At 41.2% G+C, this 14,602-nt stretch carries 13 protein-coding genes; all 13 read left to right on the forward strand.

Annotated features, from left to right (window positions below):
• The first annotated feature begins 2 nt into the window (after window positions 1-2).
• The 13 genes from ftsE (at window position 3) to BUA02_RS12880 (ending at window position 14,583) form a co-directional block, all read left to right on the forward strand.
• Window positions 3-743, forward strand: coding sequence for a cell division ATP-binding protein FtsE (gene ftsE, locus BUA02_RS12820; protein ID WP_072704818.1), 741 nt, complete (start codon window positions 3-5; stop codon window positions 741-743).
• The gene (gene ftsX / locus BUA02_RS12825) at window positions 733-1,629 is read left to right on the forward strand and encodes a permease-like cell division protein FtsX (RefSeq protein ID WP_071177094.1); all 897 of its coding nucleotides are present in this window, start codon (window positions 733-735) and stop codon (window positions 1,627-1,629) included. The genes ftsE and ftsX overlap by 11 nt, the downstream gene beginning before the upstream one ends.
• Window positions 1,622-2,854 carry a murein hydrolase activator EnvC family protein gene (locus BUA02_RS12830; protein WP_072704821.1) on the forward strand — a complete coding sequence of 411 codons (1,233 nt, stop codon included), beginning with the start codon at window positions 1,622-1,624 and terminating at the stop codon, window positions 2,852-2,854. Before ftsX ends, BUA02_RS12830 begins: the two co-directional genes overlap by 8 nt.
• Window positions 2,855-2,878: 24 nt before the next feature.
• A complete protein-coding gene (locus tag BUA02_RS12835) occupies window positions 2,879-4,144 on the forward strand; it encodes a S41 family peptidase (RefSeq protein ID WP_242946511.1) in 1,266 nt (421 codons plus the stop codon).
• 122 nt (window positions 4,145-4,266) lie between these two features.
• Window positions 4,267-4,989 carry a PP2C family protein-serine/threonine phosphatase gene (locus BUA02_RS12840; protein WP_072704823.1) on the forward strand — a complete coding sequence of 241 codons (723 nt, stop codon included), beginning with the start codon at window positions 4,267-4,269 and terminating at the stop codon, window positions 4,987-4,989.
• 2 nt (window positions 4,990-4,991) lie between these two features.
• The gene (locus tag BUA02_RS12845) at window positions 4,992-5,948 is read left to right on the forward strand and encodes a serine/threonine protein kinase (RefSeq protein ID WP_072704826.1); all 957 of its coding nucleotides are present in this window, start codon (window positions 4,992-4,994) and stop codon (window positions 5,946-5,948) included.
• Window positions 5,945-6,184 carry a hypothetical protein gene (locus tag BUA02_RS12850; RefSeq protein ID WP_071177090.1) on the forward strand — a complete coding sequence of 80 codons (240 nt, stop codon included), beginning with the start codon at window positions 5,945-5,947 and terminating at the stop codon, window positions 6,182-6,184. Before BUA02_RS12845 ends, BUA02_RS12850 begins: the two co-directional genes overlap by 4 nt.
• An 82-nt stretch (window positions 6,185-6,266) precedes the next feature.
• The gene (uvrB, locus tag BUA02_RS12855; protein ID WP_071177089.1) at window positions 6,267-8,252 is read left to right on the forward strand and encodes an excinuclease ABC subunit UvrB; all 1,986 of its coding nucleotides are present in this window, start codon (window positions 6,267-6,269) and stop codon (window positions 8,250-8,252) included.
• Window positions 8,253-8,297: 45 nt separating this feature from the next.
• A complete protein-coding gene (uvrA, locus tag BUA02_RS12860) occupies window positions 8,298-11,174 on the forward strand; it encodes an excinuclease ABC subunit UvrA (protein ID WP_072704886.1) in 2,877 nt (958 codons plus the stop codon).
• 164 nt (window positions 11,175-11,338) lie between these two features.
• Window positions 11,339-12,331 (forward strand): rod shape-determining protein, encoded by a 993-nt coding sequence (mreB, locus tag BUA02_RS12865; protein ID WP_071177088.1) that lies wholly within the window; start codon window positions 11,339-11,341, stop codon window positions 12,329-12,331.
• A gap of 63 nt (window positions 12,332-12,394) precedes the next feature.
• Window positions 12,395-13,225, forward strand: coding sequence for a flagellar hook-basal body protein (locus BUA02_RS12870; protein ID WP_072704829.1), 831 nt, complete (start codon window positions 12,395-12,397; stop codon window positions 13,223-13,225).
• A gap of 123 nt (window positions 13,226-13,348) precedes the next feature.
• On the forward strand, window positions 13,349-14,176 hold the full coding sequence (locus BUA02_RS12875) for a flagellar hook-basal body protein (protein WP_072704832.1): 828 nt from the start codon (window positions 13,349-13,351) through the stop codon (window positions 14,174-14,176).
• Between the two features lie 14 nt (window positions 14,177-14,190).
• On the forward strand, window positions 14,191-14,583 hold the full coding sequence (locus BUA02_RS12880) for a hypothetical protein (protein ID WP_072704835.1): 393 nt from the start codon (window positions 14,191-14,193) through the stop codon (window positions 14,581-14,583).
• Window positions 14,584-14,602 lie beyond the last annotated feature (19 nt).

Raw genomic sequence — 14,602 nt, forward strand, 5'->3', positions numbered from 1 at the left:
GTATGGAAAAAGGATACAGAAAAAGAAGGACTTCTAGACAGATTCCTGATGATGAAGTCATCACTCTGGAGAATGTCACTAAGTCATATTCTACAGGGGCACCTGCATTAAACGGAGTCACACTTCACATCAAAAGAGGTGAGTTCGTATTTATCGTAGGTGATAGTGGATCTGGTAAGTCAACACTTATAAAGCTTTTACTTAGAGAATTAGTACCAACAGACGGTGAGATCACTGTTCTTGGTTACAATTTAAGAAAAATCAAACATAGAAAGATTCCTAAGTTTAGACGTAACCTTGGAATCGTATTCCAGGATTTCCGTCTTCTCAAGGACAGAAATGTTTATGAGAACGTTGCTTTTGCACAGAGGATCGTTCAGACTCCAACAAGGGAGATCAAGAGAAATGTTCCATCAATTCTTGCAACAGTTAACCTTGCTGGTAAGTACAAAAACAAGATAAATCAGCTTTCAGGTGGTGAGCAGCAGAGAGTTGCTCTTGCCAGAGCTTTGGTAAATAAGCCAACAATTCTTTTGGCCGATGAGCCTACAGGAAATCTCGATCCAAACAATTCATGGGAGATCATGAAACTCATGGAGCAGATCAATGAGAATGGCACAACAGTTATCGTTGTAACTCACAACAGAGAGATCGTTAATGCCATGAAGAAGAGAGTTATCACCATGAAAAAAGGCGTCATCATAGAGGACGAGGAAGAAGGTATGTACATCGATGAGGATTAGTAGTTTCTTTTACACCATCGGACAGGGCTTCAAGAATTTAGGCAGAAATAAGTGGTATACACTTGCTTCAATTGCGACAATAAGTGCTTGTTTGTTTTTGTTCGGACTGTTTTATTCAATAATCACGAACTTCCAGAATGTGGTCAAGACTGCTGAGGAAGGCGTTTCTGTAACTGTTTTCTTCAATGAGGGAGTTGGCGAAGAGCAGATCCTTGTTGTTAAGAGTGACCTCGAGAAGCGCCCGGAAGTCAGAGAAATTGTATATGTATCAGCTGATGAGGCTTGGGAAGGCTTTAAAGAGGAGTACCTTGGCGAATACGCTGATGGTTTTACTGAGAACCCATTGGCAGATTCGGCTAACTTGCAGATATACTTAAATGACGTATCTATGCAGGGCGCATTAGTAACATATATCGAATCTATTGACGTCGTAAGAGAAGTTAACCGTTCAGAAGTAACGGCTACAACTCTTAGCGGTCTTAATAAGCTAATTGCATATATTTCTGCAGGTATCATCATTATTCTTTTGCTGGTATCAATATTCCTTATCAGCAACACAGTTACAATGGGTATAGCTGTCAGAAAAGACGAGATCAATATTATGAAATACATTGGAGCAACGGACTTCTTTGTAAGAGCACCTTTCGTGGTTGAAGGTATTATCATTGGAATCATTGGTTCACTTATTCCGTTGGTCATCATTTATTTCGTATATACCAATGCGATCTCATATATAGTATCAAAATTTACAATGTTGTCATCTATCTTGAATTTCCTGCCTGTTGAGATCGTATTCAACAAGCTTTTCCCAATATCACTTGCAATAGGTATTGGTATCGGATTTTTCGGAAGTTTCACAACAGTAAGAAAGCATTTGCATGTATAAGTTTTTTACCAGAAAACAAGGCTTGAACAAAAGAATAATAACGCTTTTATTATGTGCAGCTATTGCAATCTGTACTTTTGCCAATAGCTGCATTACTGCTACTGCGGAGGTAACAGAAGAAAGTATCAAGGCAAAAGAGGAACAGATATCACAGGCTAAAAAGGAACGTGATAACTTAAGTAGTGCCAAGACTAATCTTGAGAAGGTCAAAAAAGATCTTGAAAAGAGCAAGTCTGACCTTAATACTTACATTACTCAGCTTGATGCTTCCCTTACAGATATTCAGGGCAAGATCGACTCTTTGAATGACCAGATTACTGCCAAAGAACAGGAAATTGAGACTACAGAAAAAGAGCTTGAGGAAGCTGAACGTATCCAGCAGGAACAGTATGAAGCCATGAAAAAGAGGATTAAGTTCCTGTATGAGCGCGGCGACACAATATATGTGGAACTGCTCATTGAGTCTGGAAGCTTTTCAGATATGCTCAATAAGGCTGAATATATCGAGATGCTTTCTTCCTATGACAGGAAGAAACTCGATGAGTATATTGCTACAACAGAGCTCATTCAGGTGACCAAAGAGGCACTGGAAGAGGAAAAAGCTACTCTTGATGCTGCTAAGGCTGAAAAAGAGCAGGAAGAAAAGAATCTTCAGTCTCTTCTTGATACCAAAGAACAGGAACTTTCTAACGTTAAGAGCGATATCTCCAGTAAAGAAGCAGCTATTGCTGAGTATGAAGCTGAGATCAAAGCAGAGAATGCAGCTATCGCAGCACTTGAAAAAGAAGTTGCAGCTGATAAGGCAGCTCTTTACAGCAAATATATGTATGATGGCGGTATGTTTACATGGCCATGTCCATCATATTCCCGCATTTCTGATAACTATGGAATGCGTATGCATCCTACTCTCGGAATCGAGAAGATGCATAATGGTATCGACCTTGCGGCTCCTGCAGGCTCTTCAATATTAGCGGCTTATAACGGCACAGTAGTTGCTGCAGATTATAATTCATCTATGGGTAACTATATCATGATCAATCATGGTGGTGGATTGTACACGATCTACATGCATTGCTCTGCGCTGTATGTTTCAAAAGGACAAGATGTAACATCAGGTACCAAGATAGCTGCAGTAGGTTCTACCGGAAGATCAACCGGTAACCATCTGCACTTTGGAGTTAGATTAAATGGAGCTTATGTAAGTCCATGGAATTACCTGAAATAGATACAACCTTGTAGAGGTGTTAAAGTGGAAAATAACGAATATATTGAACAGGATAATGGTCAAGAAAATGAACAGGAGGAAGGACTTAAGAGTTTACTTACCAAGCGTCTTGTAGCCGGAATCCTCATCGGTTTTTTGTGCTCTATGTTTGTGTGCTCAGCTGTAGCTCTTTTCCTTGCATCTAACGTGTTTGGAATCAATAAGGATAACAGCGAGATCCTGACACAAGAGACTGTAAACAAGATCAAAAAACTTGAAGCTGTAATAGATTCAAATTATTACAAGACTGAAATAGACAAGGAAAAAGAGACAGACGGTCTTTATAAAGGCCTTTTGGATTCCCTTGGAGATCCTTACTCGGTTTATTACACTGAGGAAGAGCTCAATGATCTTATGACTGATACAGCTGGCGTTTACTACGGGATCGGAGCATATGTCGGCGTTGATCAGACACTGAATTATCCTAGGATTTCTGGTATAATTCCAGGAAGTCCCGCAGAGGCAGCAGGTCTTTTGCCAGAGGATATCATCTATGAAGTTGACAAAGAAAGTACTCAGGGCCTTGAACTTGAAGACGTAGTGTCTATGATCAAGGGCGAAAAGGGCACTTCAGTACATCTAACGCTCTTAAGAGGCTCAGATGCTGAAGAAGTAGAGGTTGATGTAATAAGAGATGCCGTAGAGGTTCCAACTGTAACTACAAAAGTAATGGATGATGGAATTGGATATCTCCAGATCACTGAGTTTGATGATGTCACACCTGACCAGTTCATTGAGGGAATGGCAGAGCTTAGAGAGTCTAATATCAAGGGACTTATTATCGACCTTAGAAGTAATCCCGGCGGAAGTCTTCAGGCAGTATGCGAGATCGCAAGACAGCTTCTTCCACAGGGTACGATAGTTTATACAGTTGATAGAGACGGTAACAGAGAAGATTATACTTGCGATGGTGAGCATGAGATCGATATACCTGTTGTTGTTCTGGTCAATAAGTACTCTGCTAGTGCTTCTGAGATCTTATCTGGTGCACTTAAGGACTACAATAAAGCTAAGCTTGTTGGAACAACTACCTACGGAAAGGGAATTGTTCAGAGAATCTTTGATCTGAAGGATGGAACAGCTATTAAGCTTACAGTTAGCAGCTATTTTACTCCTAATGGTGTTAATATCCACGGAGTTGGTATCGAACCTGATGTAGAAGTTGAGTTTGATGCCGATGCCTATTCTGAGGACAAGACTGATAATCAGCTGAATAAGGCTGTGGAAGTGATCAAACAGGAAATGGATTGACAAGATAAATAAAAAAATGTATTATTCAAAACTGTGCTAATTCTTAGCACAGTTTTTTCTTGCTCATTTCGAGCGAATTTTCCACTTTTGGAATTGTGTTAGTACGAAAGGATTTTATTGTTATGAAAGTAAAAGCGTGCATTAATACCGATGTAGGTAAAAAGCGAAAGGAGAACCAGGATTCGTCACTTATTAAGGTTGCCAATTCTGGAAAGCTTGGAAGGATCTCTTTTGTTGTAGTATGTGACGGAATGGGCGGACTCTCCAAAGGCGAAGTGGCAAGCTGCAAGGCAGTAAGGACAATGGAGAGCTGGTTTCATGAAGAACTGGCGCTGATGCAAGATCTGTCTGATGACAAGCTGCTGGATACTGTAGAAAAGTCATGGAGAAGGCTTGTTAGCAAGATAAATGGAGATATAAAAAGATATGGAAAGCACAGGGGGATTTCTCTTGGGACTACAATGGCAGCTTTATTGCAGGTTGGAAGAAAGTACATTTTGCTAAATGTTGGCGACTCAAGGATTTACCTGCTGTCACGGAGGGAGATAAAGCAGCTCACACAGGATCAGAGTGTTGGAAATGTGCTCATCCAGTGTGTTGGCTCTTCTAAGGCGCCTGATCCTGAGATAGTAAGGGGCGAATTTAAATCGGACTCTACTATTGTGGCTTGTTCTGATGGCTTTTGGAGGAAACTGGAAGAAAAAGAGATATTTAGAGCACTTTGCCCGCAGATGTGCGTGACATCAGAGGATATGCTGGATCAGTGCAGATCTCTTTTTGATATGGCGTGGGAAAGGGAAGAAAAAGACAATATCACTGCAGCTGCCCTTTGCATGGAGTTCTGACCATGAAGATAATAAAGGAACTAGGTAGAGGTGGAACCAGCAAGGTTTATCTTGCATATGACCAGAAACTGCAAAGGTACGTCACACTGAAATTTGTAAAAGATGCTACCTGTGAAAGCGCTAAGGAGACCTTTGCCTCGGAGATAGAGATACTTAAAAGGCTTGGTGGCAATGGAGGCCCAGAACTTTTAGGAGTTGAAAAAGAATACATCAAAATTTCTTATGTTTCAGGAGAAGATCTTCTCAGTATTCTCAAGAAAAAAGGTAAATTGAAAGAAAAAGAAGCACTAAAATATACGGCGGACCTGGCAGAAACACTAAGGATACTGCATGAACGAAATGAACCGATAATCTACAGAGATCTAAAGCCCGCCAATATCATAATCGGAGATGATGGAAAGGCAAGACTCATTGATTATGGAGCAGCCCGGATTTTTAGAGATGATGTTGAGGCGGACACTGTAAACCTTGGTACTGTAGGCTATGCGGCACCAGAGCAGTTTGGAAGTCTTGGTCAGAGTAGCCAGCAGACAGATATCTACTGCCTTGGAATGACTCTTTTGCAGATGGTTTCAGGAACAAATCTAAAAGACAGCAGCAGATTAAATGAGATAAAGAAAAAAGGCATTAGAGGAGTAAGCCCTGAAACCCTTGATGTGGTCTACAGGTGTATAAAGCCCAGCCGCAAGGAACGATATAAGAACTGCAGGGAAATTGAAAAGGCAATAAAGAAAGTTCCGGAAAGAGTTCGGCATAGAAAGATGCTCAGATATCTGAAGATAGGCGTTGTATCTGGAATTGTAGCGATGGTGATTTCTTTTTCTACATCTTACTATGATCAGGTAAAAGAGTTTGTTACTTGCGACGTGGAACAGAGGCTGCCTGCAGTAAAAATGAGATTTTATAATGCAAAACAAAGGATCGATGGAGCTTTGGAGGCAATAGAGGAGGAAAGATGATCATATTTGCATATACATTTGCTATTGTGTTTTTGGCAATAGTATTGATATTAGGAGTTGGAGGTCTTTTGGCTGATATCCCTATTGATGATAAAGAGGAGATAGAGGGAATGGCTACAGCCTCGATGTGCACAACGCAGCTCCTTGAAAAGAATGAATGTGTAGAAGAGGATATGCTGGAAGATTTTGTGATAGAACAGGATATGGTCTATACGTATGATTCGATAAATATCTAAATCAGAACAAGTGTTTGCGAAAGGCATATTATTGTGTTATACTTCCACTAGCATGTTGGAATGATTTTTAGTGGAGATTGATATGGGAGATTTTAAGTTAGTTGCGCCATATAAGCCTACTGGCGATCAGCCTCAGGCAATCAAAGCTTTGGTAGATGGATTTAAAGCTGGCAATCAGTTTGAGACGCTCCTTGGAGTAACTGGTTCCGGTAAGACTTTTGCCATGGCCAATATTATTGCGGCTTTAAACAAGCCAACCCTTATCATTTCTCACAACAAGACTCTGGCAGGTCAGCTCTATGGCGAGATGAAAGAGTTCTTTCCTGAAAACGCCGTAGAATATTTTGTGTCCTACTACGATTACTATCAGCCTGAAGCTTACGTTCCCCAGACAGATACATATATTGCCAAGGACTCTTCAATAAATGATGAGATCGATAAACTCAGGCTCTCAGCTACAGCATCTCTTTCTGAAAGAAATGATGTAATAGTTGTGGCCAGTGTTTCATGTATATACGGCCTTGGCAGCCCTGATGAATTTAAGGGAATGTCAATTTCATTAAGACCTGGCATGAGCAAGGATAGAGATGAGACCATCAAGGAACTGATAGCTATTCAGTACACCAGAAATGACCTTGATCTTGGAAGATGCAACTTTAGAGTAAGGGGAGACACATTGGAGATATTCCCTGCCAATGCTGATGACTATCTTATCCGAGTTGAATTTTTTGGGGATGAGATAGACAGGATCACGGAGATAGAGCCTGTTACAGCCAAGGTCAGACACGAGCTTTCTCACGTTATGATCTATCCTGCTTCTCATTACGTTGTTCCTCAGGAAAAGATAAATAAGGCCTGCGACAACATTGAAAAAGAACTTGAAGAACAGGTTAAGTTCTTTAAGGGAGAAGATAGACTGATAGAAGCTCAGAGAATCTCAGAGAGAACGAACTTTGATCTTGAGATGATGAGAGAGACAGGCTTTTGTTCGGGAATTGAGAACTATTCAAGGCATCTGAATTTTATGGCACCAGGGGAACCACCACTTACTCTTTTAGACTTCTATGACAGAGACTTTTTGATAATAGTGGATGAGTCACATATGACTATTCCTCAGATTGGGGCTATGTATCATGGTGACAGGAGCAGGAAGCTTACTCTTGTGGATTATGGCTTTAGACTTCCATCAGCTCTTGATAACAGACCGCTTAACTTTGAAGAATTTGAATCTCATATAGATCAGATGCTCTTTTGTTCAGCTACTCCTGGTAAGTATGAAGAGGAACATGAACTTTTAAGAGCCGAGCAGGTCATCAGACCAACAGGTCTTTTGGATCCTGAAATATCAGTAAGACCTGTGGAGGGCCAGATAGATGATCTTATAAGTGAGATCAGAACTGAAATTGACAAGAAAAACAAAGTGCTTGTTACTACTCTTACCAAACGAATGGCTGAGGATCTGACAGAATATCTTGCGGAGTCAGGAATCAGGGTCAAGTACCTTCATTCTGATATAGATACCCTTGAGAGATCAGAGATCATCAGAGATATGAGACTTGATGTGTTTGACGTTCTGGTTGGTATCAACCTTTTGAGAGAAGGACTTGATATTCCGGAGATATCACTTGTAGCGATCATTGACGCCGATAAGGAAGGATTCCTTAGATCAGAGACTTCACTTATTCAGACTATAGGCCGAGCAGCCCGTAATGCAGAAGGTAGAGTTATCATGTATGCAGATAACATGACTGAGTCCATGCAGAAGGCTATCGATGAAACTGCCAGAAGACGAGCTATTCAGCAAAAGTACAACGAAGAACACGGCATAACACCTCAGACCATCAAGAAGGCGGTCAGAGATCTGATTGCTGTAACGAAGTCTGTGGCCAAGGAAGAGGCCAGATTTGAGAAAGATCCTGAGTCTATGGACAAGGATGAACTTGAGAAACTTATTGCTCAGCTTCAGAAGAAGATGAAGAGAGCTGCAACTGATCTTGATTTCGAAACTGCAGCTATGCTCCGTGATGAATTGATATCGCTTAAAGAGGTTTTGCTGAAACTGGAATAAAACAGTTTCATGTTTTTGGAGAATGATATGTCAGAAAATAACAGAATGACCAAAAAGAATACTACGACCAAGAGGATACTTTCTTCTGATATCCATGATTACATCAGAGTAAGGGGTGCCAGTGAGCACAACTTAAAGCATGTAAATGTGAAGATACCAAGAGAGACCCTTACTGTTTTTACAGGGCTTTCAGGATCAGGTAAGTCATCACTTGCTTTTGATACCATCTTTGCAGAAGGACAGAGGAGATATATGGAGTCACTTTCTTCATATGCCAGAATGTTCCTTGGCCAGATGGATAAGCCAAATGTTGAGAGAATAGAGGGACTTTCACCTACAATTTCTATTGACCAGAAATCAACAAACAAGAATCCCAGATCAACTGTTGGTACTGTGACTGAGATATACGATCATTTCAGACTTTTATATGCAAGGATCGGTATTCCTCATTGCCCTAACTGTGGAAGGGAGATCAGACGCCAGACTGTAGATGAGATGTGTGATCAGATCATGGCTCTTGGAGATGGAACCAAGATCCAGATCCTTGCTCCTGTTGTCAGAGGCAAGAAGGGTGAACATGCCAAGACTCTTGATAGAGCCAAAAGAGCTGGTTATGTCCGTGCAAGGATCGATGGAAGCCAGTACGAGATCACAGAAGAAGAGATCAAGCTTGATAAGAATATCAAGCATAGCATTGAGATCATTGTAGATAGGATCGTAGTCAGAAGCGACAACGAGAATTTAAGAAGCAGACTTACTGATTCAGTTGAGAGTGCTCTTCAGCTTGCTGATGGACTTTTGATCGTGGATGTAATTGATGGCAAGGAGCTTAGTTTTAGCCAGAATTTTGCCTGCCCTGATTGTGGTATCAGTATTTCAGAGATAGAGCCTAGAAGCTTTTCGTTCAACAATCCATTTGGTGCCTGCCCTGATTGTGCAGGACTTGGTTACAAGATGGAATTTGATGCAGATCTTATGATTCCAGACAGGTCACTTTCACTTAACGAAGGTTGTATTCAGGTTATGGGATGGCAATCATCCAACAAAGAAGGAAGCTTTTCCAATGCAACCTTGAAGGCGCTTGCCAAGGCATATAAATTTAGCATGGATACACCTTTCCAGGATCTTTCTGAGAAGGTTCAGAATATGCTCATTTATGGTGCGGATAAGACTGTTAATGTTCACTATAAGGGTAGCCGTGGAGAAGGTGATTATCCGGTACTGTTCGACGGACTTATCAAAAATGTTGAGCAGCGTTATCGCGAGACTTTTTCAGAGACAGCCAAAGCTGAGTATGAAGAGTACATGAGAATCACTCCTTGCCAGCTTTGTGGCGGTCAGAGACTAAAAAAAGAATCTCTTGCTGTTACTATTGATGACAAGAATATTTATGAGATCACATCTATGTCCATAGATGAGCTTCAGAATTATCTCGATAACATGAAACTTACCGAGCATCAGGAGATAGTCGGAGCGCAGGTTCTCAAAGAGATCAAGGCTAGAGTTGGCTTCCTAGTGGATGTTGGCCTTGATTACCTCTCTCTTTCAAGAGCAACAGGTACCTTGTCAGGCGGAGAGGCCCAGAGAATCCGTCTTGCTACTCAGATCGGTTCAGGACTATGCGGCGTTTGCTATATCCTTGATGAGCCAAGTATCGGACTTCACCAGAGAGACAATGATAAGCTCCTTAACACTCTCAAGAATCTGAGAGATCTTGGCAATACTCTTATTGTAGTTGAGCATGATGAAGATACAATGAGAGCTGCTGATTATATTGTGGATGTTGGTCCTGGAGCAGGATCCAAGGGCGGCAAGATCGTAGCCTGCGGAACTGCAGAAGAGCTCATGCAGGTCAAGGAGTCCATCACAGGCCAGTACCTTGCTGGCAAGCTCAAGATCGAAGTTCCAAAGGTTCGCAGAAAGCCTACAGGATGGCTCAAGGTAATTGGAGCAGCTGAAAATAACTTAAAGAACATTGATATAGATGTGCCTGTTGGTGTACTTACCATAGTCACAGGTGTGTCAGGTTCAGGAAAGAGCTCTTTTGTAAATGAGATACTCTACAAGCATCTCGCAAGAGATCTCAACAGAGCTAGATGCATTCCAGGTAAGCACAAGGGAATAGAAGGCCTTGAACAGGTTGATAAGGTAATTGCCATTGATCAGTCACCTATAGGTAGAACGCCAAGATCTAATCCGGCAACGTATACTGGAGTATTTGATCTTATCAGAGATCTTTTTGCAGGTACTCCTGATGCCAAGGCAAGAGGTTATGCCAAAGGCAGATTTTCATTCAATGTTAAGGGCGGACGATGTGAAGCCTGCGGCGGAGATGGAATCATCAAGATCGAGATGCACTTCCTTCCAGATGTATATGTTCCATGTGAAGTCTGCGGAGGTAAGAGATACAATCACGAGACACTTGAAGTTAAGTACAAAGGAAAGAGCATCTACGATGTACTTGATATGACTGTAGAAGAGGCACTTCCTTTCTTTGAGAATGTTAAGACCATTAAGAGAAAGATTCAGACTCTCTATGATGTTGGACTTGGTTATGTTAAGCTTGGCCAGCCAAGTACTGAACTTTCAGGCGGTGAAGCTCAAAGGATTAAGCTTGCAACAGAGCTTAGTAAAGTGGGAACAGGAAAAACTGTTTATATTCTTGATGAACCTACAACAGGACTTCATTTTGCAGATGTTCAGAAGCTTGTTAAGATCATGCATGAGCTTGTTGAACAGGGCAACACAGTTGTAGTCATAGAACACAATCTTGATGTTATCAAAACTGGAGATTATATTATTGATATGGGACCTGAAGGAGGATCCAAGGGCGGAACGGTTGTAGTAGCAGGTACGCCTGAGGAAGTTGCCAAGTGCAAGGAGTCCTACACGGGAGCATATATCAAAAAGATGCTTAAATAATATAAAGAGGAATTGGGGGATATCCGATATATATAAAAGATGGATATCCCCTTTTCATTATTTTTGATTTGGTTTATAATGCTAATGATATTATAAACTGTATTATCCGCATTTATGCGCTGAAATATTTGCTATTTTGTTGATTGAAAGGGGTTTTATACGTTATGCAGTACGCAGATATAGGAATTGATTTAGGTACAGCATCTGTACTTGTTTACATTAGAGGTAAGGGTGTTGTTTTAAAAGAGCCTTCAGTTGTAGCTTACGATAGAGACACAGAAGAGATCAAGGCAATTGGTGAGGATGCACGTCTTATGCTTGGTCGTACACCAGGCAACATCGTTGCAGTCAGACCTCTTAGACAGGGTGTTATCTCAAACTACAAGATCACTGAGCAGATGATGAGATACTTCATCAAGAAGGCAATTGGTCGTAGAATTCACAGAAAGCCTTTTATTGCTGTATGTGTTCCTAGTGGAGCAACAGAAGTTGAGAAGAAGGCAGTAGAAGATGCTACAAGACTTTGTGGCGCAAGAGATGTTAAGACTATCGAAGAGCCTATTGCAGCAGCTATCGGTGCAGGAATTGATATTACTAAGCCATGCGGCAATATGATCGTTGATATAGGTGGTGGTACATCAGATATCGCTGTTATTTCACTTGGTGGAACTGTTGTTAGTACATCAGTTAAGGTTGCCGGTGATGACTTCGATGAGGCAATTGTTCGTTACATGAGAAAGAAACATAATCTTCTCATTGGTGACAGAACAGCTGAGGATATCAAGATCAAGATCGGTTCAGCTTATCCTAGAGCTGAGAATGATTACCTTGACGTGCGTGGTAGAAACCTTGTTACAGGTCTTCCCAAGACAGTAAGAGTTTCTTCAGAAGAGACTGAGGAAGCTTTAAGAGAACCAACATCTCAGATTATTGAAGCTATTCATAGCGTACTTGAGAATACTCCTCCAGAGCTTGCAGCTGATATTGCTGACAGAGGAATTGTTCTTACAGGTGGTGGAGCGCTTCTTCGTGGTTTAGAGGATCTTATCTATTCTAAGACTGGCATTAACACAATGACAGCTGAGGATCCAATGACAGCAGTTGCTATCGGAACCGGTCGCTATGTTGAGTTTATTGTAGGTTATCGTCAGGACTAATAATTTGTTGTGCGGTTCATGGACTGAACTGCAAATAAACCAGGATGGTATGAGGGATTTTGTATGGTAAAGGGTCTTTATACTGCTTACACAGGTATGATCAACGAGCAACACAGAATGGATGTGCTCACCAACAATCTTGCCAATGCCAACACTAATGGATACAAAAAGGAAGGCGCAACATCACAGTCTTTCAGTGATCAGCTTGCGCTGAAAATAAAAGATTATACTGATGCCCCGTTCACTGCGCGTGGACTGGGCATTATTAATCCGGGTGTTAAGATTGGCGAAGGCTATGTAGATTGGTCTGAGGGACCAATGAAGGAAACAAATAATACTTTCGATATGGCTATTGGCGGTTATGGATTCTTTGGAATCGAATACACTAACAAAGCTGTTAATATCGAGAGAGATGTAGCCAATCAGACAAATATCATGTATACACGTGATGGTAATTTCACTTTGAATGCTGACGGAGTTTTAGTAACTCAGGATGGCGACTATGTCCTTTCTCAGGATGGTGGTCATATTGAGATCGACCCGGACCTTCCGGTTGAGATCAATACTCTGGGCGAAGTTATTCAGGATGGTGAAGTAGTTGCCACAGTTGGCCGCTTTGATTTTGAGAAGACAACATATCCTGATGGCAGGATAACATATAATAATCTTGAGCATTACGGCGAGAATATGTATATTCCTATCGATGGAACCAATGCTGTAGAATCAACATCAGCGCTTTATGCCGGATTCCTTGAACAGTCCAACGTTTCAGTTGTCGATGAGATGGTCAATATGATCGCAGTTCAGAGAAATTACGATACTAACCAGCGTATGATCACTACAGTGGATTCATCTTTGGATATTGCAGTTAATCAGCTTGGTAGACTTTCATAATATTTTTTGCAAACAATATTAAGTAATTACAGAAATCTGCCGATAAACGGTAAGAGAGATACATTAGGTCACGGAGGACGGATGTATTCAAATGTTATTTGATATTGAAATCGGAGGTGGCTTATGGTAAGAAGTCTTTGGTCAGCAGCAACTGGTATGAATGCCCAGCAGACTAATGTAGATACTATTTCAAACAATCTTGCCAATGTTAACACTGTAGGATATAAGGCACAGGGCGCTCAGTTTAAATCTCTTCTTTATCAGGAGCTTCAGACTGTAACAACAACTGCTAATGGCACACCAAAACCAACCAATTCACAGGTGGGACTTGGTGTTAGAACTTCAACCATTAATCAGTTCTTTTCCCAGGGATCATTTCAGAATAGTGATAACCCAGCAGCACTTGCTATAAGTGGTGATGGATTCTTTAGTTATATGGATGCTGATGGTGAGACACAGTTGTATACCAGAAACGGTAATTTCACATGGGCTCTTACAGAGACAGGTGGAACAACAGTAGAACTTACAACAGCTGAAGGTAACCCTGTGCTTGATATTGATGGTAACGCGATCACTATTGATAACGCTATTGCCAGCAGGATCACTATTGGTGGTGATGGTAAGATATATTATCCAAATGAAGAGGGTGTACCTGAACCGGTTAATAATCTTCAGATTGGTATCTGGCAGTTCAGAAATAGAGAAGGTCTTGAGAGAGTGGGTAGTGCAGCTTGGAAAGAGACAGCAGCAAGCGGTGAGCCTGTTCTTGAGGCAGATGCAGACAATATCAAGGTTAGTGAGATCGTTCAGGGTTATCTTGAAGGTTCAAACGTAAATGTAGCAACAGAGATGGTAAACCTTATCGTTGCACAGCGTGCTTACGAAATGAATTCAACAGCAATCCAGACAACTGATGAGATGATGCAGACTGCTAATGGTCTTAAGAGATAAAGTAAGGAGCTAATATGGCTGGATTAGATATTAAGGGGCTTAATGCTACCGCGGTAACTGAATATGCCATGCAGGAGAGCAAGAATGCAAGTACAGTTGCTCTTCAAAAGAAGCTTGAGAGCACTTCTAAGTCATCTACTGATGATGAGCTTATGGAAGCCTGCAAAGGTTTTGAAGCTTACTTCTTGGAGCAGATGTTCAAAGAGATGCAGAAGTCTGTAGATGCTCTTAAACCTGAAAAGGGAGATAATTCCACAAACACTTTGGTGGATTTCTTTAAAGATCAGACACTTCAGGAAGTTTGTTCAACATCCGTTGATACTCAGAGTAATGGATTTGCACAGATGCTGTATGAGAACTTGAAGCGTAATTACGACATTCCGGAAGGAAAGTTGGAAAATAAATAACTGATGAATAATATAGCGC

Origin of the sequence: Butyrivibrio hungatei DSM 14810 (assembly GCF_900143205.1) — a bacterium.
GTDB classification, from domain to species: domain Bacteria; phylum Bacillota; class Clostridia; order Lachnospirales; family Lachnospiraceae; genus Butyrivibrio; species Butyrivibrio hungatei.

What these genes read in the sequence shown, in the direction of transcription:
- uvrA (WP_072704886.1), top strand. Translation starts at nt 8,298, where the DNA reads ATGACCAAAAAGAATACTACGACCAAGAGGATACTTTCTTCTGATATC.
- BUA02_RS12870 (WP_072704829.1), top strand. Translation starts at nt 12,395, where the DNA reads ATGGTAAAGGGTCTTTATACTGCTTACACAGGTATGATCAACGAGCAA.
- BUA02_RS12880 (WP_072704835.1), top strand. Translation starts at nt 14,191, where the DNA reads ATGGCTGGATTAGATATTAAGGGGCTTAATGCTACCGCGGTAACTGAA.
- uvrB (WP_071177089.1), top strand. Translation starts at nt 6,267, where the DNA reads ATGGGAGATTTTAAGTTAGTTGCGCCATATAAGCCTACTGGCGATCAG.
- BUA02_RS12850 (WP_071177090.1), top strand. Translation starts at nt 5,945, where the DNA reads ATGATCATATTTGCATATACATTTGCTATTGTGTTTTTGGCAATAGTA.
- mreB (WP_071177088.1), top strand. Translation starts at nt 11,339, where the DNA reads ATGCAGTACGCAGATATAGGAATTGATTTAGGTACAGCATCTGTACTT.
- BUA02_RS12845 (WP_072704826.1), top strand. Translation starts at nt 4,992, where the DNA reads ATGAAGATAATAAAGGAACTAGGTAGAGGTGGAACCAGCAAGGTTTAT.
- BUA02_RS12875 (WP_072704832.1), top strand. Translation starts at nt 13,349, where the DNA reads ATGGTAAGAAGTCTTTGGTCAGCAGCAACTGGTATGAATGCCCAGCAG.
- ftsE (WP_072704818.1), top strand. Translation starts at nt 3, where the DNA reads ATGGAAAAAGGATACAGAAAAAGAAGGACTTCTAGACAGATTCCTGAT.
- ftsX (WP_071177094.1), top strand. Translation starts at nt 733, where the DNA reads ATGAGGATTAGTAGTTTCTTTTACACCATCGGACAGGGCTTCAAGAAT.
- BUA02_RS12830 (WP_072704821.1), top strand. Translation starts at nt 1,622, where the DNA reads ATGTATAAGTTTTTTACCAGAAAACAAGGCTTGAACAAAAGAATAATA.
- BUA02_RS12840 (WP_072704823.1), top strand. Translation starts at nt 4,267, where the DNA reads ATGAAAGTAAAAGCGTGCATTAATACCGATGTAGGTAAAAAGCGAAAG.